The sequence below is a fragment of the Acinetobacter legionensis genome (genome assembly GCF_057165765.1).
The window spans coordinates 4,134,228-4,155,105 of record NZ_CM169896.1 but is presented as its reverse complement, the minus strand read 5'-3'; the positions used below and the strand labels follow the sequence as shown (position 1 = coordinate 4,155,105).

At 38.3% G+C, this 20,878-nt stretch carries 20 protein-coding genes and 1 tRNA gene; 11 read left to right on the top strand and 10 right to left on the bottom strand.

What is annotated here, in order from left to right; translation table 11 throughout:
• Nucleotides 1–9: 9 nt before the first annotated feature.
• Nucleotides 10–609 carry an alpha/beta fold hydrolase gene (locus tag AC2G3J_RS19040; protein WP_419326952.1) on the top strand — a complete coding sequence of 200 codons (600 nt, stop codon included), beginning with the start codon at nt 10–12 and terminating at the stop codon, nt 607–609.
• A gap of 41 nt (nt 610–650) precedes the next feature.
• Here the strand turns inward: AC2G3J_RS19040 and dinB are convergent, their stop codons facing one another.
• The 3 genes from dinB to mdtD all read right to left on the bottom strand — a co-directional run bounded on the left by dinB (nt 651) and on the right by mdtD (nt 4,058).
• Nucleotides 651–1,706: a DNA polymerase IV gene (gene dinB, locus AC2G3J_RS19035; protein ID WP_419326953.1), complete on the bottom strand. Its 1,056-nt coding sequence runs from the start codon at nt 1,704–1,706 to the stop codon at nt 651–653.
• 122 nt (nt 1,707–1,828) lie between these two features.
• Nucleotides 1,829–2,587 (bottom strand): glycoside hydrolase family 25 protein, encoded by a 759-nt coding sequence (locus AC2G3J_RS19030; protein WP_483770449.1) that lies wholly within the window; start codon nt 2,585–2,587, stop codon nt 1,829–1,831.
• A 79-nt stretch (nt 2,588–2,666) separates the two neighbouring features.
• Nucleotides 2,667–4,058, bottom strand: a complete 1,392-nt coding sequence (gene mdtD / locus AC2G3J_RS19025) for a multidrug transporter subunit MdtD (RefSeq protein WP_419309660.1) — start codon at nt 4,056–4,058, stop codon at nt 2,667–2,669.
• Between the two features lie 201 nt (nt 4,059–4,259).
• On the opposite strand from mdtD, the gene AC2G3J_RS19020 reads away from it, so the two are divergent.
• Nucleotides 4,260–6,089 carry a choice-of-anchor I family protein gene (locus AC2G3J_RS19020; protein WP_483770448.1) on the top strand — a complete coding sequence of 610 codons (1,830 nt, stop codon included), beginning with the start codon at nt 4,260–4,262 and terminating at the stop codon, nt 6,087–6,089.
• A 158-nt stretch (nt 6,090–6,247) separates the two neighbouring features.
• On the opposite strand, the gene tenA is transcribed toward AC2G3J_RS19020, so the two are convergent.
• A complete protein-coding gene (gene tenA / locus AC2G3J_RS19015; protein WP_483770447.1) occupies nt 6,248–6,916 on the bottom strand; it encodes a thiaminase II in 669 nt (222 codons plus the stop codon).
• Nucleotides 6,917–7,150: 234 nt separating this feature from the next.
• Between tenA and AC2G3J_RS19010 the strand changes: the two genes are divergently transcribed.
• From AC2G3J_RS19010 to ssb, 3 genes are all read left to right on the top strand, one after another.
• Nucleotides 7,151–8,233, top strand: a complete 1,083-nt coding sequence (locus tag AC2G3J_RS19010) for a DUF475 domain-containing protein (protein ID WP_171066888.1) — start codon at nt 7,151–7,153, stop codon at nt 8,231–8,233.
• A gap of 139 nt (nt 8,234–8,372) precedes the next feature.
• Nucleotides 8,373–9,737, top strand: coding sequence for an MFS transporter (locus AC2G3J_RS19005; protein WP_483770446.1), 1,365 nt, complete (start codon nt 8,373–8,375; stop codon nt 9,735–9,737).
• Between the two features lie 51 nt (nt 9,738–9,788).
• Complete coding sequence (gene ssb, locus AC2G3J_RS19000; protein ID WP_105713882.1) at nt 9,789–10,397, top strand: single-stranded DNA-binding protein; 609 nt, start codon at nt 9,789–9,791, stop codon at nt 10,395–10,397.
• An 84-nt stretch (nt 10,398–10,481) separates the two neighbouring features.
• Here the strand turns inward: ssb and AC2G3J_RS18995 are convergent, their stop codons facing one another.
• Entirely contained in the window at nt 10,482–10,946 is a 465-nt protein-coding gene (locus tag AC2G3J_RS18995) for a hotdog fold domain-containing protein (protein ID WP_483770445.1), read from the bottom strand.
• A gap of 131 nt (nt 10,947–11,077) precedes the next feature.
• Between AC2G3J_RS18995 and AC2G3J_RS18990 the strand changes: the two genes are divergently transcribed.
• Nucleotides 11,078–11,713 (top strand): TetR/AcrR family transcriptional regulator, encoded by a 636-nt coding sequence (locus AC2G3J_RS18990; RefSeq protein WP_483770444.1) that lies wholly within the window; start codon nt 11,078–11,080, stop codon nt 11,711–11,713.
• A 33-nt stretch (nt 11,714–11,746) separates the two neighbouring features.
• Here AC2G3J_RS18990 and AC2G3J_RS18985 read toward each other — a convergent pair whose 3' ends face one another.
• The gene (locus AC2G3J_RS18985) at nt 11,747–12,082 is read right to left on the bottom strand and encodes a hypothetical protein (protein WP_034611310.1); all 336 of its coding nucleotides are present in this window, start codon (nt 12,080–12,082) and stop codon (nt 11,747–11,749) included.
• A 220-nt stretch (nt 12,083–12,302) separates the two neighbouring features.
• On the opposite strand from AC2G3J_RS18985, the gene ahpC reads away from it, so the two are divergent.
• Nucleotides 12,303–12,866, top strand: coding sequence for an alkyl hydroperoxide reductase subunit C (ahpC, locus tag AC2G3J_RS18980; protein WP_004718560.1), 564 nt, complete (start codon nt 12,303–12,305; stop codon nt 12,864–12,866).
• A gap of 68 nt (nt 12,867–12,934) precedes the next feature.
• Here the strand turns inward: ahpC and AC2G3J_RS18975 are convergent, their stop codons facing one another.
• A complete protein-coding gene (locus AC2G3J_RS18975) occupies nt 12,935–13,858 on the bottom strand; it encodes a LysR substrate-binding domain-containing protein (protein ID WP_483770443.1) in 924 nt (307 codons plus the stop codon).
• A 118-nt stretch (nt 13,859–13,976) separates the two neighbouring features.
• Complete coding sequence (ycaC, locus tag AC2G3J_RS18970) at nt 13,977–14,603, bottom strand: isochorismate family cysteine hydrolase YcaC (protein ID WP_004818434.1); 627 nt, start codon at nt 14,601–14,603, stop codon at nt 13,977–13,979.
• Between the two features lie 277 nt (nt 14,604–14,880).
• Here ycaC and AC2G3J_RS18965 point away from each other — a divergent pair, with 277 nt between their 5' ends.
• The 3 genes from AC2G3J_RS18965 (at nt 14,881) to AC2G3J_RS18955 (ending at nt 18,746) form a co-directional block, all read left to right on the top strand.
• On the top strand, nt 14,881–15,756 hold the full coding sequence (locus AC2G3J_RS18965; RefSeq protein WP_105713878.1) for a pirin family protein: 876 nt from the start codon (nt 14,881–14,883) through the stop codon (nt 15,754–15,756).
• 812 nt (nt 15,757–16,568) lie between these two features.
• Nucleotides 16,569–17,867, top strand: a complete 1,299-nt coding sequence (locus tag AC2G3J_RS18960) for an FAD-dependent oxidoreductase (RefSeq protein ID WP_419819745.1) — start codon at nt 16,569–16,571, stop codon at nt 17,865–17,867.
• Nucleotides 17,868–17,927: 60 nt separating this feature from the next.
• Nucleotides 17,928–18,746, top strand: coding sequence for an SAM-dependent methyltransferase (locus AC2G3J_RS18955; RefSeq protein WP_483770442.1), 819 nt, complete (start codon nt 17,928–17,930; stop codon nt 18,744–18,746).
• 102 nt (nt 18,747–18,848) lie between these two features.
• On the opposite strand, the gene AC2G3J_RS18950 is transcribed toward AC2G3J_RS18955, so the two are convergent.
• Nucleotides 18,849–18,924 (bottom strand) — tRNA-Thr (locus tag AC2G3J_RS18950).
• A gap of 637 nt (nt 18,925–19,561) precedes the next feature.
• Nucleotides 19,562–19,789 carry a hypothetical protein gene (locus tag AC2G3J_RS18945; RefSeq protein WP_004718547.1) on the bottom strand — a complete coding sequence of 76 codons (228 nt, stop codon included), beginning with the start codon at nt 19,787–19,789 and terminating at the stop codon, nt 19,562–19,564.
• A gap of 282 nt (nt 19,790–20,071) precedes the next feature.
• Between AC2G3J_RS18945 and AC2G3J_RS18940 the strand changes: the two genes are divergently transcribed.
• Nucleotides 20,072–20,392 (top strand): hypothetical protein, encoded by a 321-nt coding sequence (locus tag AC2G3J_RS18940; protein WP_483770441.1) that lies wholly within the window; start codon nt 20,072–20,074, stop codon nt 20,390–20,392.
• Nucleotides 20,393–20,878 lie beyond the last annotated feature (486 nt).

Sequence of the window (20,878 nt, the reverse complement as noted above, 5' to 3'; positions counted from 1 at the left end):
GATGGGAGAATGCATTTAATTTTTTTACCAGGTGCATCGGGAAGCACAGTGTTTTGGCAACCTGTTATACAGCAGCTTTCAGCCGATCATCAAAAAACAGTGATGGCCTATCCAAGTTTTGCTGGGCATCCAGAGCATCCGCATATTCATAGTTTTGACGATTTGCAGAGTTATATTCTCCACCAAATTCAACAACCCAGCATTGTAATTGCTCAATCTATGGGAGGTGTTTTTGCAGTTCAAGCTGCATTACAAAAACCTGAATTGATCAACGCTTTGGTTTTGGTTGCAAGCTCTGGTGGAATTGATTTAAGTCCTTTTCAGGTTGCCAATTGGCGGGGGGATTACCAGCAAACATTTGCAGTACCCAATTGGTTTGTCGAGCATCAATCCCATCTAGATGATTTATTGTATAAAATAGAGTGCCCAGTCCTGTTGCTGTGGGGGGATGCAGATCCCATTAGCCCTGTGGGTGTGGGTAAATATTTACATGAAAAAATCCAGCATTCTAGATTGCATGTCATTGAACAAGGTCAACATGATTTGGCCAATGTACACGCCCATCAAGTGGCTAGATTAATTCAAGATTTTATTTCTGATATAAAGTAAAAGATTTAAGCTGATGCGGCACATGTCTTTTTCATTTGTGTTTACCATAATGATAATTGTGCTTCATCTTGCTGATCTGTCAGTTGATACAAACCGACTCCGATTAAACGGAATTGAAAATGCTCAGGAATTTGCATTTCGCTTAATAATATTTGAATGACTTGAACCATTTCTTGCTGTGATTGAAGTGCGGTTTTAAAACTTTTACTGTGCTGTAAAACTTGAAAATTCTTGAGTTTTAACTTCACGGTGACACCACGAGCCTGCATGTGTTTTTTTTCTAAACTGAGCCAAACACGTTCAATTAAATTGTCCCAATAGATTGAACACTGTTCAAGGCTGAGATCATCATCAAATGTGGTTTCTTTAGAAATTTGCTGACGTTGTCGTTCGGCTTGTACTGGACGATCATCAATACCTTGGGCATATAAAAATAACTGTCTGCCATATTTGCCAAAATGATGGATCAGTATATTTTCTTCAATTTTTTGCAAATCACCCAAAGTCTCTAAGTTTAAGCTTTTCAGTTTTTCCTGAGTGACCTTACCAACACCGGGAATTTTTTTCAGGGGTAAATCATGGATAAAATGTTGAACTTGGGTCGGTTTAATGATGCAAATGCCATTGGGTTTATTCCAATCCGAGGCAATTTTGGCAAGAAATTTATTCGGTGCCACACCTGCTGAAGCCGTAAGCCCTGTTTGTTGAAAAATATCGGCTCGAATTCGTTCCGCCACTTCAGTTGCACTGGGAATATTTTGTAAATTTTCAGTGACATCTAAATAAGCTTCATCTAAAGATAAAGGTTCGATAAGCGCAGTGTATTTTTGAAAAATTTCATGAATTTTTACAGAAACATCACGATATTTTTCAAAATTCGGTTCAATCACATAGACCTGAGGACAACGTTTTTTTGCCTGTGACATCGACATGGCAGAACGTAACCCAAACTGACGCGCTGGGTAGGATGCAGCAGCAATCACAGCCCGAGGATGATGTGATGAAATCACTACAGGCAAGTGCTTTAATTCAGGACGGTCGAGTAGCTCTACAGATGCATAGAATGCATCCATGTCAATATGGATGATTTTTCTCATGAATTACACAGTGTTGAAACGCTGTGTAATTATTCTAACCGATCTTGATTTGTTTCTATTGATGAATTTGAATTTTGTAAAGAATATGCGACAGCTTATGTCATGAAAGATTTTGATTGCACTTAATTCAACTTATTTTTCTGTAAAAATTGCTGCCACTGTTCTGCATCACCATAAAACACATTTAAATCGACATTTTTTTCGATGCCTTGAATTTTACCTTGGTTGCTCTGTTGCCAAAATGTCCATGCACGTTGGTCTTTTAAATCAGGCTTATCTTTATATTCACGAATCCAAATCGGTGTATCTTTAAACTCACCTGTTAAAACCATGTTGTAAAAGATTTTAGAGGTATAAAAAATCGGTTGTTTACCATAATGCTTTTGCAATTGATCATGCATACTTTTGATCTGTTTGATTAATTGTTCTTTGGTATAGGTGTTTATGCAACTGCTGTCATATTCCAAGTCCATTACAGGGGGCAAGGCATTGCTTTTATTTGGCACTGTTTTGATAAAATTTTGTGCTTGAATGTCACCATCACGACATAAACGAAAGAAGTGGTAAGCTCCCACGCGCATACCACGTTCACGTGCTTCTAACCAATACTGCTGAAATTTATCATCTTGATAATCGCCACCTTCAGTGGCTTTGAGATAGACAAACTGATAGTGCTGCGGAGAGATTTTTTTCCAATCAATATCACCTTGATGATGTGATACATCGAAACCTTTAATCGGATAGGCTTCAGCCAAGGCAGTATTATTATGAACAAAAAACAAAGTCCCGAATATGACGCAACAGAAAAGTGCGATCGCTAAAACTGAGCTATTGCGAGTGATTTTTTGCTGTTTGTGTTTTTTCGCAGCGTATTTTGACATGGTTTTTTTAAATATCCAGATGGATCAGTTTAACGTGCTTTGGTTCTAAAAAACGATGGCTGAATAAAAATTGCAACACTTAAATTTGCGCATCTTTGGGAATTTGAAAGAATATCAACGCCGTAATGATGTTAATCGCACCTAAGCAAATCAGAGTATAGTGAAATGCTTGTGTTATATGCGCTTCACTAAAATAGCCTGTAAATGCATTGAGTAAAGTACCTGCCAAAGCAATCCCAATACTCATTGATAACATCATAATCATCGACAAAAAGCTATTCCCACTACTGGCGTCCTGTTGTGGGAGATCTTTAAGCGTAAGGGTATTCATGGTCACAAACTGTAATGAGTTGAGTACACCAAAAATAAAGAAATGCACCACACCTAACCATGTCGGAGTATCTGCTGTATGTAACGCAAAACTGGCAATACATGCACCGATCAATAAGGTATTAACCAGTAGAAATGGACGATAACCAGTACGTTGTAGAATCGGGCGAATGATGGGTTTAGAAAATAATGAACCAAGTACAATTGGGGTCATCATTACCCCAGTCATAAAAGGTTCCATTTTAAAGGCGACTTGAAGCATCAGTGGCAAAATAAAAGGAACCGCATTTCCACCAAAGCGCGCAAAGAAATTACCGAGTACACCGATGGTATAGATTTTATTTTTAAACAGTCGACTACGAAACAATGCATTTTTATGGGTATGGGCATGATAGGCATAGACCAATGCTGAGATTATCCCTGCGAAAAGTAAGCCTAAGCTCAGGCTTCTGGAGATTTCATTGCTAGCAATATTTTCAATCCCTAAAGCCATTCCCACCATTGCGATTGCCAATAGGATAAAGCCACTGAAATCAAAGGATTTTACCGATGCTTCAGTCACATTGGGCATGGCTTTAAAGGTGACAAAAGTGCCTAAAATACCGATGGGTAAATTAATCAGAAAAATCCAGTGCCAAGACGCATATTCGACCAACCAACCGCCTAAGATCGGGCCCATTAATGGACCGAGTAAGCCTGCTAAGCTCATCAAACTCATTGCAGAAAGAAACTGCTCACGAGGGATGATTTTTAACATGGCGAGTCGCCCGACTGGAACCAGTAATGCGCCACCGATACCTTGAATAACTCGAAATACAATAAGCAGATTGAAGTCATTGGACAGTGCACAGCCCAATGAGGCAGCGGTAAAAATCACGATCGCTGCAAAAAAGATATTTCGTACCCCAAAGCGATCTGCCAACCAACCACTTAAAGGAATACATGCAGCAACTGCCAAGACATAGCTAATCACGATGCCATGCATTTTTAATGGATTTTCTTGCAGGCTTTCTGCCATCGCAGGCAAAGCGGTATTGATAATCGTGGTATCTAAGCCTTGCATGAAAAAGCCGATCGAAACTAAAAAAACCAATAAATAGAATTTAGGTTGGAGTTTACTGTGCGATGGCGTAGTCGTCATAGAACTTAAATAATCCCATTTTGTGAATATTTTAAAACAATCATCTGACTAAATCTGTATGAAATCGTTGCTTTATATTGAATCAGGCGCAATACCCAATTGAATGTTCAAGAAATTGCCATAAAACTGTAATCTGCTTGTCATGGAACTTACACCCGTGATGAATACATTAAGCCAAATTAAACAAAAAATGGGCTGTTTATGAACATAAAAGTTTCAGCATTGTGTTTAGCAATGCTTTCTGTGGGTTTAGTGGCATGTAATGATGATCATAAAACAACAGCGCCAACGGTTGAAGAAAGCACACCTGAAAGCATTAATTTAAGCTTACTGGGGCGTTATGAAACGGGTATTTTTGCTGAAAGTGCAGCAGAGATTCCCGCATATGATGCAACAACAAAACGGGTATTTGTGGTCAATGCCAAAAAGGGTTTGGTTGATGTGTTAGATGTGTCTAAACCAGAAACGCCTGTGCATATTGGTGAGCTTTCGGCTCGTGAAGCTTTAGCTGATTCTGAAGTAAATTCAGTTGCGATTAGAAATGGCATTGTGGCACTTGCTGTTCAAGCCAAACAAAAAACAGATAAAGGTATTGTGGCTTTTTTTAATGCCAAAGATTTGAAATTGATTAGTCAAATCGAAGTTGGTGCTTTACCTGATATGCTGACATTTAGTCCAGATGGTAAAACTGTTTTGGTGGCAAATGAGGCGGAACCGAATGATGACTATAGTATCGATCCTGAAGGTTCAATCAGCATTATTGATATTAGCAATATTCAACGACCAACCGCTAGCCTTGCCGATTTTAAAGCGTTTAATGATAAAAAAGCCGATTTGATTAAATCGGGTGTACGCATTTTTGGTCCTAAAGCGACGGTGGCTCAAGATCTAGAGCCTGAATACATCACCATCAGCAATGATGGGAAAACCGCTTGGGTGACATTACAAGAAAATAATGCCATTGCCAAAATTGATATCGTTGCTAAAAAAGTGACTGATATTTTTCCATTAGGTTATAAAGATCATGGGCTTGCTCACAATGCACTAGATGTCAGTGATAAAGATGGAAAAATTAACATCCAAACTTGGCCAGGTTTGGTGGGGATGTATCAACCTGATTCAATTGCCCATTATCAAGCCAATGGGGCGAGTTATTTAGTCACCGCCAATGAAGGTGATTCACGTGAATGGCTAAAAGACTCAAAAGCGTACTATGCAGGAGATCAAAGCCAAGGTTTTGTTGAAGCAATTCGAATGAAACACCTGTTTAATGTCAAAGGTTTCAATAACAAAGGTGATTATCCAGCACACTTAGTCAATCTTGCAACAGGTGTAAAAGGTGCCAAACTAGATGCAACGGTTTTTGCCTATTGTGGTGCAACAGCGACTGATCCAAGCATGTGCCGTGATGATACACAATTAGGACGTTTAAATATTGCTTGGAATATGGGTTATCAAACCAACACGGATGGCTCACCAAAATTGGATGCCAATGGATTATTGACCTATAGCAAACTTTATAGCTATGGCGCGCGTTCTTTCAGTATATGGGATGCACAAGGCAAGTTAGTTTGGGATTCAGGCAGTGAGTTTGAGCGTAAAGTTGCTGAGCTATTTCCAAATTATTTTAATAGTGATCATGAAGCGGTGGCTTTTGATGACCGAAGTGACAATAAAGGGCCTGAGCCTGAAGGTTTAGCGCTGGGTACGATTGGCAAAAAAACCTTTGCCTTTATCGGCTTAGAGCGCCAAAGTGGGATTATGGTTTATGATATTAGTAATCCACAAAAGCCTGTGTTTATACAGTATTTTAATAATCGTACCTTTAAACAGGATCAGGTTTATAAAGATGCCAAAGGTCAGCCAATCTTAAACAAGGATGGCAAACAGATTCTGATTGAGAAAAGTGATTTAGGTCCTGAAGGGCTGACGTTTGTCTCTGCCAAAGATTCACCAAATGCAAAGCCTATGTTGATAGTGGGCAATGAAGTCAGTGGCAGTACAGCAATTTATCAGATTAACTTAAAATAGCATTTTAGTGTATTCTGTTGCGAGTGAAGAGTGCTTTGGCACTCTTTTTATTGAGGCTATCCCTCAGTTTTATAAGGGATAGTTGTAGATGAGGCACATAAAGTAGATGAATTATTCATCTTTATATAACATCATCAATTTTCAATAAAATTGTATTACTAATCTAAGCCTAACCATTGTCTTTGATGATAAGCGCTATCCCAGAACAGCCATTCTAATTCAGCACCTTTGGTATAGGCTTTATGCATTTTCTCAAGGGTATCTGCATCGCAATGTTCTGCAATACGGTCAATCGTTGCTAAAACATTTTTAACTGCTTGGTTAAACTCTTCACCTGAATAAGTATCGATCCATGCTTGATATGGATTATTGGCAATAGATTTACTCACGATATCTTTACCAACTTCTGCATAAATCCAGAAGCAAGGCAGTAACGAAGCCAAAACCACAGGATAGCTTTCAGACCAAGCCGTCGCAGTTAAAAAAGCCGTGTAGTGATGGCAGGCAAGGGTAAGTGGGGTATTCTCAAAGTCAGCTTTGCTAATCCCAAAATCTTTCATAAATCCATCGTGTAGGCTACGTTCTACAACAATCGCTTCTTTCGCACCTTGGGTAAATTGGATGATATCGTCAGCATCAAATGCTTTTGCACCACAGACAGCCAATGCACGACCATATGCCACCAGATAATGCGCATCCTGAATCACATAATGACAAAAAGCTTCCTTGTTTAATGAGCCTGTCGCAAGTTCTTGGTTAAATGGAAGCGCTAAAGTTTTGTTATATAAAGCAAGATTACGTTGCCAAACGTCTTGAGAAAAAGACATGTCATTTTCCTATGCAATGATTCAAGTTATAAAATGATTTCAGTTTGCAAGACTATAACAACTCTAAATTGCTTTAGGTATTTGAATGCAGAAAATTCGATTGTATTTGCATAAAAATATGACAAAGAACTTTGGATAAATGTGAAAAAGTCGTCATAATGTGCACATTAAAAACGCGATTTTTATTTCAGTTTTCTGATTCAAAAACTATTCTCCGTAGGTCGAATTCCCATGATGAAACATTTTGGTTTCTCAATATTTTTTACGATCGTGTGTTTGGCAATCTCTGCATATTGGGGCTTTACCCATGGTCCAAATGCAGGCGTGCAAGCCATGCTCTCTGCACTGACCATTACGGCAATTCTTGCTGTTATGGAAGTGTCTCTGTCTTTTGACAATGCTGTTGTAAATGCATCTGTACTGCGTAATTGGGATCATTTCTGGAAAATGATCTTTTTAACCGTTGGTATTTTGATTGCTGTGTTTGGTATGCGACTGGTATTTCCGGTTGTGATTGTTGCAGTCACAGCGGATATGGGCATGTTTGATGTTGTGAAAATGGCATTAAATGATCCAATTCAATACTCAGAAAAATTATTGGCACATCATGCTGAAATCGCCGCTTTTGGTGGTTCATTCTTGTTGTTGGTATTTTTAAACTTTTTCTTGGATGAAGGTAAAGATACCCATTGGTTTAAATGGATTGAAAAGCGTTTAGCCAACTTAGCCAATGTACCCGCAATGTCGGTATTCCTTGCTTTAGTTGCATTGCTGATTATGGCTGCAAATGTAGATGAAGCGAAACGCCTTGTGGTCACAATGGCAGGTATTTGGGGCATCGTGATTTATATCGGTGTACAAGTACTCAGTCATTTACTAGGTGGCGAGCCAGAAGTAGATGAAGACGGCAATGCTGTGGGTCATGATGCCAATGGTGCACCTACAGGTGTCATCAAAGCTGGTATTGGTGGCTTTATTTACCTAGAAGTATTAGATGCATCGTTTAGTTTTGACGGCGTAATCGGTGCATTTGCGATTACCTCTGATGTTGTCATTATTATGCTCGGTTTAGCTATTGGTGCGATGTTTGTTCGTTCAATGACAATCTACTTGGTCGATAAAGGTACACTTGATGCCTATATCTACCTTGAGCATGGTGCGCATTATGCTATTGGCGCTTTGGCATTTATCATGATTGCAAGTGGTACAGGTTTACATGTACCTGAAGTAGTCACTGGTTTGATTGGGGTTGCATTTATTGTTTGGGCAGTCATTGCATCAATTCAATATAACAAGCGAATTGAACAACAGAGTTAATCCTTTTTTAAGAAAAGAGATTACAATACAAGAGCACTTTAACAGTGCTCTTTTTTATGCTCAATGTTTCCACAAAGTTGCCACAATATGCGATGATGTGTTTGATAATTAGCTCGCCAGTTTTGATAAGCCAGTAGATATGATGAATCCTTTAGAACGCCGCTCGACCTTTGCATTAAGTAGTATTTTTGCTTTACGCATGTTGGGGTTGTTCATGATTATCCCTGTGTTTGCGGTGGTTGGTCAGTCCTATAAGTATGCGACACCTGCTTTGATCGGTTTAGCGGTCGGTGTCTATGGCCTCAGCCAAGCACTTCTGCAAATTCCTTTTAGCTTATGGGCAGATCGTTTTAGTCGTAAACCTTTGATTATTTTTGGCTTACTGCTGTTTGCTTTGGGTGGTGCTGTTGCGGCAATGTCTGAAACCATTTATGGGGTCATTATTGGCCGTGCGATTGCTGGAGCTGGCGCTGTATCTGCGGTTGTTATGGCTTTGCTGGCTGATGTCACCCGTGAAGAGAATCGAACCAAAGCCATGGCTGTGATGGGCATGAGTATCGGTTTGTCTTTTGTTGTGGCTTTTAGTTTAGGACCTTGGCTCACCAGTTTGGTGGGGATTTCAGGGCTATTCTGGGTAACAACAATTATGGGGTTATTGGCAATTCTCATGTTGTTTATGGTGCCTAAAACCATCCGTCATCATAAAAACTTTAAACAAGGTTATCTGCATCAGCTCAAACAAATCTTAAAAATGGGCGATCTGAATCGTCTGCATGTTTCAGTTTTTGCGTTGCACTTATTGCTTACCGCAATGTTTGTTTATGTGCCTTCTCAATTGATCAATTTTGCTGGGATCCCTTTGGCGCAACATGGCATTGTTTACTTGCCTTTGTTGGTCATCAGTCTGTTCTTTGCATTTCCGAGCATTATTCTAGCTGAAAAATACCGTAAAATGCGCAGCATTTTTCTAACGGCAATTGCGGGAATTATAGCAGGATTAGTCATTCTGATTTTTGGTTATGAATCCAAATATGTCTTGTTGTTAGGCCTTGGATTGTTCTTTATTGCCTTTAATGTCATGGAAGCATTACTCCCATCATGGCTGTCTAAAGCAGCGCCGATTCAATCCAAAGCAACAGCGATGGGCGTCAATGCAAGTGCTCAATTTTTAGGGGCTTTTTTTGGTGGGACACTTGGTGGGCAATTAATTTTGCTCAATAATACAACAATGGGTTGGAGTGTCTTATCAGCTATTGCTATACTTTGGTTGCTCATTAGTTTTGGGCTAGCTCAACCACGATATTTAACATCAATCGTATTACGATTGCCTGAGGATAAACAAACCGATAATTGGACTTCTCAGTTGTTGTCAATTCGTGGTATTGAGGAAGTTGTGGTTATGTCTGACCAGCAAGTTGCGTATATAAAAGTTGATAAACAGCAAATTGATGATGCTGCGCGACAACATTTAACGCAGTTGTTTGGGAAAGAGGTAGCCATTTAAACATAACTCTTATAAAGTAAAACATAGAATCGAATAGGAAGATAACATCTAATGCGTGGTGTAAATAAAGTTATTTTAGTTGGTACTTTAGGTCGTGATCCTGAGACTAAAACTTTCCCAAATGGGGGTTCTCTCACTCAATTTTCAATTGCGACAAGTGAATCTTGGACAGACAAAAATTCCGGTGAAAGAAAAGAACAAACGGAATGGCATCGTATTGTATTGCACAACCGTTTAGGTGAGATTGCACAGCAGTATTTACGTAAAGGTTCAAAAGTTTATATTGAAGGTTCTTTACGTACCCGTCAGTGGACGGATCAAAATGGTCAAGAGCGCTATACCACTGAAATTCGTGGCGAACAAATGCAGATGCTTGACAACAACCGTCAACAAGGTGAAGGCGCTGCTGCTGACAATGGTGGTTATAACCAACCACGTTTCAATAACAACCAGCAAGGTGGTTTTAACAACAACCAAGGTGGTGGCGGTTATGCGAATCAAGGTAATCAAGGTGGTGGTTACGGCAATGCCAATCCACAAGGTGGCTATGGCAATGGCGGAAACAACGTAAATCAAGGTTTTCAATCGCCTAAACCTGCAGCTACACCATCAGCACCTACTGCTGCCCCTGCGGATTTAGATGATGACTTACCGTTTTAATTGATAAAACGGTCAAGCTTGATCAAAAACCCTTTGTGAAAACAAAGGGTTTTTTTATGAACCTCATGATTTGGTTTGAGACAATCACTTTTTTGCTGAAACCCACATAGTAATCACAGCTTTAAATACCAGATCATTGTGCATGTCTTTAACCTCCACATTGACCAAATAATCACTACCTTGATTCCACTGAAAATTGCTTTCACCAGGCGTGGCAATCGCAATTAAATCAGTTTCAGCCTTCTTTAAATATTCAACCGTCATCCCTTTGGGAATCCAACGGTGCGTGGAAGGCACGGTTACATCAGTCATGGTTCCGCCAGCAAGTTCAGCCATATTACACATGGCAATTGCATGGACTGTACCAATATGATTGAGTACAGCACGGTGTTTTTTGATTTTAATTTCAGCATAGTTCGCTTCAAGTCGTTCAAAAACAGGTGAGATACTGCTGAAATAAGGTGCTTTTAAGCACAATAATTTTGAAAATGTCCATTTGCCAGCAGGCTTATTTTTAAATCTATTCCACAGTTTTAGGGTTTGGCTCATTGTTGTATTCCTTATTTAGTTTACAGAATATTATTCTAATACAGAATTAAATTCTGTTGTTGGCTCGACAGACGATTTGAATCGCGTAAAATGTCATATAGAAAATGCTTAAATAAAATCAAAGGCTGTAGATGAATAATCAAAGTTTGTTGGAACGTCGTTATAGTGGGCGCCGTGCAGAATTAAAACGGGTGATTTTAACGGAAGCATTAGCTTGTTTTTTAGAACATGGGATTGAAACAACAACAATAGAAATGATCCGTGAACGTGCACAAACCAGTGTGGGGGCGATTTACCACCATTTTAAAAATAAAGAAGGTTTAGTGGCAGCCCTATATATTTTAGCCATAGAAGACCAAGCGGAACGCCGTGATCAAGCATTATTGTCTGCACAAAGTCTACAGCAGGGTATTCAAGTGATGACAGCAAGCTATATAGATTGGGTCATGGATAATCCAGATTTTGCCAGATTTTTATATGCTGCCAATTTTAGTATTTCTAAAAGTATTCAGCGGGATCAGCTAAAACAGCAGAATCATTTACGTAATCAACACTTATTGGCTTGGATGAAGCAACAACCCGATTATGGGGTGATCAAGAACATTCCCCATGAATTATTATTGTCATTTATGGTTGGATCGACAGAAAGTTATTGTCGGGCATGGTTGTCAGGTAAAGTGAAAGCCACGCCAAAAGTTTACCAAGCAGCATTGGCACATGCGGCTTGGTGCAGTCTAGAAAGCGTATATCAGCAACAACAAGGCTGAATAACCAAGCTTGTTGAATTACGGATACTGTGATTAAAAAATTCGTGAGCTTTGCATATAGTGCGCTGTGACTTGATCTAAGTGATTAAGAATTGTTGCACGATCTTGAGTCTGGATTGCTGTGTCGAGTTGCTGCATATAGCCTAGCAATTGGTTTTTTGCTTTTGCCGCAAATTCAGCAGTAATGGCTTGGTCTTCATAAAGTAAGACATAGTTTTTGGCAAAACCATAAATCATAAAAATCGCCGTTTTCTCAAAATCAGCCTCAGAATGAGCAATTTGAGATTCGCAGTTTATTTTCAGTTGTTTAAAAGCATCTGTACCAAAAGGAAGGTTTTGGAATTGCTCCAAAAGAATTGAGAACGTCATTTTTTAAAGTCCACTCAAAAAGAAAATCTATAGAGTAAAAGGCGAAAGGTCAAGCAAAGTTTGAAATAATATTTTCAATCAAACCAAGGCAACAGATTGGAAAAATAAATCTATAAAACCGATTATTTTTATTAAAAACTCCAGTTTTACCGATTTAATAATTTTTCGTATAGTGATTCCACAGATAAGCAATCCCTGAAATCTATTGGAGAAAGACCAAATGAGTTTGATCAATACTGAAGTTAAAGCATTTAACGCAACTGCATATAAAAATGGTGAATTTATCGAAGTGTCTGAAAAAGACTTCTTGGGTAAATGGTCTGTGGTATTTTTCTATCCTGCTGACTTTACTTTTGTCTGCCCAACAGAGTTAGGCGATCTAGCAGATAACTATGCTGAATTCCAAAAAATGGGCGTAGAAATTTATTCAGTGTCTACCGATACACACTTTACCCATAAAGCATGGCATGACAACTCAGATGAAATCAAAAAGATCCAATATCCAATGGTGGGTGATCCAACTTGGGCTTTGGCAAAAAACTTTGAAGTGTTGATTGAAGCTGAAGGCCTTGCAGATCGTGGCACTTTCGTGATTGATCCTGAAGGTAAAATTCAAATTATTGAAATCAATGCCGGTGGTATTGGACGTGATGCACAAGAATTACTGCGTAAAGTGAAAGCGGCACAATATGTACACGCACACCCAGGCGAAGTATGTCCAGCAAAATGGAAAGAAGGCGATGCAACACTTGCACCTTCAATTGATCTGATCGGTAAAATCTAATCATTGCATAGAGTTAAAATTGAAAAACCAGAAGTTAAACTTCTGGTTTTTTTATGGTTCGATTGGCTTTATAAAATATAACCATCGTGTTTAGGTGCGTAGGCACGAATACCATCGACTAAATCTTCAATCAATTTTTCCATGACTAAGCGTTGACCTTTGCGAGATGCATAAACCAACTGTACAACACCAATATTGGAACACCACTCTGGTAACAGATGGATTAAACGCCCTGAAGAAATGTCTCGTTCTACTGTTAAATAGGGAAGATCGGCAATACCTAAGCCATCGAGTACTGCATAATACGCACCCATTAAGTCATTACTTTTGACTCGAGGCTGTAATGGAATATCGATTTCTTCTCGTTGCTGAATATGATGTAAATGCCAATGATAGTGCTGTTTATCTGTACCTAAAACAATGGTTGGAAATTCACAAAGTTCTGTAACATGTTGGATTTCACGATCGCCTAAAAGTTCAGGACTAATCACTAAACAGTGCGTGGTTTTAATCACATCTCTAACGATAATGCTGGAGTCTTCATTGCTTGAAAAGTTAGTACGAATGGCCAAATCAATATCATCATGCAGCACATCGATACGTCGACTGGTGAGTGCCAATTCAACCCGAACTTTGGGATATTTTTTTAAAAACTGATTTAGAATTGGTCGAATTTGATGTTCCATCATCACCGGTGGGCAACTAATTTTAATCAGTCCCTGTAATTCAATTTCTTGTTTTAATAAGACATTCTGAGCATTATCGGCTTGTTCAATAATCTTTGCACATTCCTCAAAAAACTCTTGTCCAAGTGGTGTGACTTTAAAATGTCGGGTTGAGCGTTGAATCAAGGTCACATTAAATTTAGCTTCTAAATCCAGAATACGTCGGCTCAGTTTAGACTTGGTGATATTACTGGCTTCACTGGCAGCACTAAATCCACCATGCTTTACCACCAGATAGAAATAATAGTAGTCATCAAAAGAGTGCACAGCTTCATCTCAAGTGTGTTGATGATTAAATAGTATCATTAATAGGAAAATATTTTAAAATTTGTACCAATAAAAGCAAGAAATGCAAAAGATTACATTTCTCGCTTAAATCATTGTCTTATTTCTGAGAAGTATTTTGAGTGTAGCTATTGATCAGGTTACGATAGTCAGGGATATGGTTACCAAATAGCGTACCTAAACCTTCAATATCATTACGCCAATCACGATGCAGCTCACAAGAGGCACCAAACCAAGTCATTAATTGCGCGCCTGCATTGCTCATACGATCCCAAGCTGAGTCACGTGTCAGCGGGTTAAATGTTCCAGAAGCATCGGTGATGACAAAGACCTCAAAATCTTCTTCTAGGGCAGAAAGTGCCGGAAATGCAACACAAACCTCGGTGACAACACCTGCGATAATCAGTTGTTTTTTGCCTGTTGCTTTTACTGCTTTGACAAAGTCTTCATTGTCCCAAGCATTGATTTGACCAGGGCGAGCGATATATGGTGCATCTGGAAAAAGTGCTTTTAACTCGGGTACCAGTGGACCATTGGGACCATCTTCAAAACTGGTGGTCAAAATGGTTGGAAGGTTAAAATATTGAGCTGCAGCAGCCAGTGCCAGAACATTATTTTTAAACTTATCTGGGTCAATGTCACGGACTAAAGAAAGTAATCCAGTTTGATGATCGACTAACAATACCGCAGCATCATCTTTGTTTAAACGAACGTAAGGTTTTCCCATTTTTTATATCCTTGAAGTCACTAAAATTTAAATTGTGCTTAAATACAAAACAAATTATTTTGCATGGATTTCATGTTACGTGGCTTAATCATGATAATTAAGCCTATAAACTGAGATTAATAATCTCATAAATAAGATTATTGATTAAAAACTACGCTGAGCCTTGGCTGTTGAATATCCTATATTTGGGATTCAGCGTATTGGTAGATTGCTGTATTGATCACTTTAAAAAACTTAAAATGGATTCATATTAAAGCCTAGAGATAGGAGTATTGAGATGAAAAGAATTATTGGTGTATACCGCAATCAAAATATGCATTGGGTTGGTGATGGCTTTCCTGTAAAAAATTTGTTTTCTTATGATCGTTTAGGTCAAGCGATTAGTCCTTTTTTATTATTGGATTATGCAGCACCTTATACATTTGCACCTAGCCATGAACAGCACGGTGTAGGTTCACATCCACATCGTGGCTTTGAAACGGTGACCATTGCCTACCAAGGTGAAGTTACCCATAAAGACTCACATGGTGGTGGTGGAACCATTAAAACAGGTGATGTGCAATGGATGACTGCAGGCGCAGGCTTGGTTCATGAAGAATTCCATTCACATGAATTCACTGAAAAAGGTGGAATCTTTGAAATGGTTCAGCTTTGGGTGAATTTACCTGCGGCAGATAAAATGACCCAACCTAAGTATCAAGCAATTTCTGCGCAAGATATTCCTGTGATTCATTTTGATGATGATGCAGGCCACTTACGTGTGGTTGCTGGGAAATATGCTGAACAACAAGGTGCTGCTTCAACCTTTAGCCCTGTCAATGTTTGGGATGGTCAGCTTAAAGCGGGTCATGAGCAAATTATTCATGTGCCAGTTGACCACAATACTTTGGTGGTTGTACTAGAAGGTGAAATGCTGCTCAATGGTACACAAAAGGTGCTCGATAGCTCGATTGTCATGTTTGAAAAAGATGGTGATGCAGCAATTCAACTTGAAGCGGTGCAAGATGCTAAGTTTTTGGTGCTTACAGGTAAACCATTGAATGAGCCAATCCAAGGCTATGGTCCATTTGTAATGAATAGCAAAGAAGAAATCGTGCAAGCGTTTAACGATTTCAACAATGGCAAATTTGGTGAAATTGTAGCGGAAGCCTAGTTGATACTGATGAACGGTATTTGTGTATAACGGATACCTTTCATGTCTTTAGTCTATAAGTTCAGTCATGTATGAAATATCGAGAGAAGTCAAAAGCGGATTGTAAAATCCGCTTTTTTTATATTTAAAATTTTTAGCACCAAAAGATTAGAAATTTAAAAAAAAGAAAAGAGCTTTGCTCTTATTGAACAGAAGCTCTCTTACGCTGTAGTTTTTTCTTTAGATGATTATGTCTTGTTTTGATTGGGTTGTTTTGTTGTTCTTGCATCATAATTAATTAAAAGTGTGAAGTAAAGCACAATATATTTCATTTGGTTAATTTGTATCCACTGTACCTTGGCTTTTTTGAATGCAACTATTTTACACGTTGTGCAATTGATTTACTTAAAAAGCAAATTCAAAGTAAAAAAAAGGATCTCTATTCCACACTATAGAGATCCTTTTATGCTGTAGTTTCTTTTATTGTCTGTTGTCATAATTATTTGTTTTTATTGTAAATGTGAATTATTTATCATTTTTATGGTGTAAATAATAATTAATAAATTGGTATTTGTAAATGTTTTTTTAATAAAAAGTTAAATTATCTATATGTTTTTAACAGTATTTTTTTATATATATAAATATCAATCAAGTATAAGCAGTGTATAGCAGAAGGTTCTGGCGTAAAACGACTAAAATTGAATAAACACGGAGGACGGAGATTTTTCCTAAAAAATTTCCAACAAAAAAAGTTAAAACTGGAACTTTTTAATACCGCGATTCAATCGGCTATAGCTCATAATAAAAAAAATGGTTACGCACGGATAATAACTTTGGATATTGCAGTGATTGGTAGTGGTATGGCTGGCCTGGCCACCGCAAGAATTCTTAAAGATGCAGGTCATAACATTACCATCTTCGAAGCATTACCTGGTCGTGGTATGGATAGTCATAGCATTGAGTTTGAAGGTGGTTTAATTGATGCACCTTTGCGCGTGATGAATCAGCATTTATGGAAAAACACCCTGAGCCTTGCAACACACCTCGGCATAAAAACCTTTCCAGTGCGTACCTTTATGGCGTGTAGCTGGTTATTTGAAGATAAAACTGAAACTTGGTTAACCACATCACGTACCCGTATTGGTAATTTTCCCATTATCAATAACCGTAAAGGGCTTAAACAGTATGGTTGGCGTTTAGTGAAAGGGATGTTGCAGCTTAAAACAGCAATCTCTCAGTTTTTTAAATCTAAAAACCAAGACATTACCCTTGCTGATTTTATCAATCACCATGACATTGAAGAAGTATTTTGGCATGGTGCAGTAATGCCAGTGCTTTATACCATTTGCACCTGTGACCCTAAAACCATTGGTGAATGGCCTGCAAAACCGCTCTTAATCTTTTTAAAGCAATTAACCGATGGTGATGCTTTATTGCGTTTACATGGTGGAACGCCTGCTTTTGTCGATAAATTGATTGAAGGTATTGATATTCATAGCGGTTCTGAAATCACCAAAGTTGAGGAACAGGGTAATGCTGTTCTGGTTGAAAATGCACAAGGTGAGCAATTTCAATTTGACCGTGTAGTGGTTGCAACACCGACCAATAAATTAGAAAACTTTTTAAATAAACAACAATTTGCTGACGATATCGCTTTATTGCAAAAATTTAAGTTTGAGCAAGGCGAGTTGGTCATGCATACCGATGCATCCGTGATGCCGCCAAATCGTAAAGATTGGGCTGTATTGAGCTATATGATGGATCGCAAATTTACCAAACAACAATTCACAGTTTGGCTGAACTCGATTGAACCAAGTTTGGTGGGTAAATCTCCAGTGTTTCAAACCTGGCGTCCTGTGACCAGCATCGATCCGAAGAAAGTTATTTCTACAGTGACTTTAACCCGTGCTGTGGTGGATTCTGAAACAGTGGCTTTAAACATCGAGTTGCAAGCGCGTCATAAAGTCGCCAACCGCAAAGTATTCTATTGTGGTTCATGGTCATGTGATGGTTTGCCAATTCTTGAATCTGCGGTAACTTCTGCAATGCATATCGCAGAAATTTTTGGTGCACCATTGCCATTTGTAGGATTAAAACCTAAAGTTGAGGTGGCTCCCCAACTTGGCTATTAAAGCCCAGTGAATTCATATAAAGTTTAATGAATTCATAACTGAATAAGTGAATGATTTAAAATGAAATGGCTTCAAGCGATTCAGCAAAAACTTCCAAAACATAAATATGCAATCGATGCAAAAATGCTAGGAGATGACGCTGAATGTGCTTGGACCAACTTAGGGTATTGGGATGAGGCTACATCCTCTTACCCTCAAGCCTGTCAGCAACTTGCTGAACGTCTTGCACAAGCGGTACAGCTTAAACAACATGATCGGGTACTAGACCTAGGTTGTGGTCAAGGTGCCAGTTTAAAATACTGGTTAGAACACTACCAAATTCAAGATTTAGAAGCGGTTGAGTTACAACAACAGTGTGTCGATAAAATTCAAAAACAACTCCCGCAGATTAGGGCGATTCACTGCCAATCTTTTTTAAATTTAAATGCGCTTTTATTGACGCCACCTTTTGATGTGGTGTTGTGTATTGATGCGGCTTACCACAGCGATTTAAACTTATTTTTAAATTCAGTTGTTCCAATTTTAAATTCAAAAGGTCGTTTGGGTTTTCATACGTTGATGCTTTCAGACACAGTTTTAAATTCAAAACAAAAAATGAAATACAGATGGTTACTTAAAGCCGCTGATGTTGATTTAAAATCACTGATGACCACGACTCAAATCAATCATGCACTGCAACAGCATGATCTTGAACAAATCGCGCTTGAAGATATATCCACAGCAGTATTGGCTGGCTTTAGTCAATATATTGAGACAAGAGCGAAAACAGAGCAAGGAGGGTTAGATCAGCTCAAAATACAAATGACCGCAAAACTTTGTCAAAGGTTATTTGAAGAGGGAATCGTTCGATATATACAGCTCAGCGCAGTCAAAACATAATTTTTATTATTTGTAATGAGATCAAACAGAGCAAAAAATTATAAGAAAATGCCTAAGCTAGAAACAACAAAGCCTCACTAAAAAAGCGAGGCTAAGTAAAAATGGTGCCGGCACACGGATTCGAACTGTGGACCTACTGATTACAAGTCAGTTGCTCTACCAACTGAGCTATGCCGGCAACGTGGCGAGAATTCTACAGAATATTTATAAGATTGCAAGCCAAAAAATAAACAATTGAATAATCTTTAATATTTATAGTCTTAGCGATCGGATATTGGTTTGAAGTTGATAATGCAGTGCGGTATGAATGCTTAGATTTTTAGAGAGAAACGGATTTTACCACTTTTAATTTGTAGACAGAAAAAATAACAAAACATGGACTCGAGCTAGCTATCTCTTTGACTTATTGAAAAACAATGATCTTGGCGGAGTCTTGCTGAGCTTTCATCTAATTTCTGGATCAGCCTGCGGCTCGCCCTACTTTTGTTTCGATATGAGGAGCTAAGCTCCGCAAGGGTAACCATCTTGCGCAGCTACATCGCTGCTCACCGCAAAACTCGTCGGCCACCAGCAACTTATTCAATGAATCGTAGAAACAACACTTTATAAATGGAGTCCTGCCTCAGACAGTTGCGGATGACGTTTCCGCGTATCATATTTCATCAAGAACTTTATATTGAACTCAGGTTAACAAAGATAACTAGAGCAACGATTAGTAATCGCTTTAAGCTTCCGATTAAAAAGGCTTACGGAGGGGTAAGCCTTGAGTATTTGGGGTTAAATCAATAAATCTTTATCAGTTTTGAAATATAGACTTATTTTCTCCTTAAAATATGATCCAGATCTTGTGCGCATTCTTCTAGGGTGATTGCCATATCTATTTGCATTTGGGGTTTCAATTCGTTTGCGAGTTTTCTCCATTGCTCAATCAATTGGATAGCTTTCTGAATTTTATGCTTATTTACATCTTTGGCAATAGTTGGGGTGTATCCACCACGTTTAGCATTTTTGACTTGTCTTACATAATTGGCGCTGTTATTCATTGTCACTCCCGAATAGCAGTTTTATGCTTTTAACTTGTTTGAATCGCTAATAAGTACCGCATCATGATTATCTTAAGAGAACGTTACATCTATATGATTTTTATTTTGTATTTCACCTCCTTTGAATCGTGCTAGAAGTTCTTTTCACTTGATACTAATTCAAGAAAGTTGGAATTGAAATAGTCAATTGTCTTTTTAGTTGAGTGGATATGTATCTATTTGCTTCAAAAAATAGCTCAAATATCGTATAACTAAGTTAAGTAAAAACTAGAACAATTGAGAATGAAACGATTCAGTATTTTATTATTATTTTTTTCTGTCGCACATGCTGAAGCTCCTAAAGAATGTCAGTTACTTGAACAGACCTCCGAAATGTTAATGCAGTTACGTCAAAACGGTTTATCGTTGGATGATGTTGATTTTAATCCTGAAGCATTGACCAATAAAGAACAGCTATTATTAAAAGTCATGATTGACGATGCAAAGGGTGTCCCGATTTATCAGATACCTTTAACCCGACAAAAAGCGATTGATGATTTTAAACTCAAGTGGCAAGAGGTGTGTCAGTCTGCGGATGTAGTGATGCCAACTGAAATGAGATAAAGGATTGTTTTTTATTTCGCCGATAGTGTTAGGGTTAAATAGCGGGTTTGGTTGTGCTATGGACATATGACTCGATGCAATTCTAAGCGATCAAGTTACCGCTCAAGCTAGCGTACAAGTAAGCGATCAAGTTTAGATAAGCTGAAAAGCATTAAACAATGTTATAGGTTGAAACAAAGAGTTTTTATATAGATCTATTATTAGTTTTACTGTGCTGAGGTTTAGTGAAGTGTTTTTATCAAAAGCTGTTTGCGATGAGTAGTTGGGCGCTATACAAATAGAAACCGACCAGCATATCCGTAGCGCCAATCGGTATGACAAGTTCTATGTTTTCAACATGGTACTGTTCAAAACTTATAGTTGAGGTGTTAGATAAATAGAAACCGATTTGTATAATTTACAAGTCGGTTCCTGAATGAAGTTGCTGATAATTATTATTTGAAATGGTGTTCAATTTTAATAGAATAAATATTCTAGAATAAAATG

Bases quoted from the DNA above. Each gene is read 5' to 3' on its own strand.
- AC2G3J_RS19040 (WP_419326952.1), top strand. From the start codon at position 10: ATGCATTTAATTTTTTTACCAGGTGCATCGGGAAGCACAGTGTTTTGG.
- dinB (WP_419326953.1), bottom strand. From the start codon at position 1,706: ATGAGAAAAATCATCCATATTGACATGGATGCATTCTATGCATCTGTA.
- AC2G3J_RS19030 (WP_483770449.1), bottom strand. From the start codon at position 2,587: ATGTCAAAATACGCTGCGAAAAAACACAAACAGCAAAAAATCACTCGC.
- mdtD (WP_419309660.1), bottom strand. From the start codon at position 4,058: ATGACGACTACGCCATCGCACAGTAAACTCCAACCTAAATTCTATTTA.
- AC2G3J_RS19020 (WP_483770448.1), top strand. From the start codon at position 4,260: ATGAACATAAAAGTTTCAGCATTGTGTTTAGCAATGCTTTCTGTGGGT.
- tenA (WP_483770447.1), bottom strand. From the start codon at position 6,916: ATGTCTTTTTCTCAAGACGTTTGGCAACGTAATCTTGCTTTATATAAC.
- AC2G3J_RS19010 (WP_171066888.1), top strand. From the start codon at position 7,151: ATGAAACATTTTGGTTTCTCAATATTTTTTACGATCGTGTGTTTGGCA.
- AC2G3J_RS19005 (WP_483770446.1), top strand. From the start codon at position 8,373: ATGATGAATCCTTTAGAACGCCGCTCGACCTTTGCATTAAGTAGTATT.
- ssb (WP_105713882.1), top strand. From the start codon at position 9,789: ATGCGTGGTGTAAATAAAGTTATTTTAGTTGGTACTTTAGGTCGTGAT.
- AC2G3J_RS18995 (WP_483770445.1), bottom strand. From the start codon at position 10,946: ATGAGCCAAACCCTAAAACTGTGGAATAGATTTAAAAATAAGCCTGCT.
- AC2G3J_RS18990 (WP_483770444.1), top strand. From the start codon at position 11,078: ATGAATAATCAAAGTTTGTTGGAACGTCGTTATAGTGGGCGCCGTGCA.
- AC2G3J_RS18985 (WP_034611310.1), bottom strand. From the start codon at position 12,082: ATGACGTTCTCAATTCTTTTGGAGCAATTCCAAAACCTTCCTTTTGGT.
- ahpC (WP_004718560.1), top strand. From the start codon at position 12,303: ATGAGTTTGATCAATACTGAAGTTAAAGCATTTAACGCAACTGCATAT.
- ycaC (WP_004818434.1), bottom strand. From the start codon at position 14,603: ATGGGAAAACCTTACGTTCGTTTAAACAAAGATGATGCTGCGGTATTG.
- AC2G3J_RS18965 (WP_105713878.1), top strand. From the start codon at position 14,881: ATGAAAAGAATTATTGGTGTATACCGCAATCAAAATATGCATTGGGTT.
- AC2G3J_RS18955 (WP_483770442.1), top strand. From the start codon at position 17,928: ATGAAATGGCTTCAAGCGATTCAGCAAAAACTTCCAAAACATAAATAT.
- AC2G3J_RS18945 (WP_004718547.1), bottom strand. From the start codon at position 19,789: ATGAATAACAGCGCCAATTATGTAAGACAAGTCAAAAATGCTAAACGT.
- AC2G3J_RS18940 (WP_483770441.1), top strand. From the start codon at position 20,072: ATGAAACGATTCAGTATTTTATTATTATTTTTTTCTGTCGCACATGCT.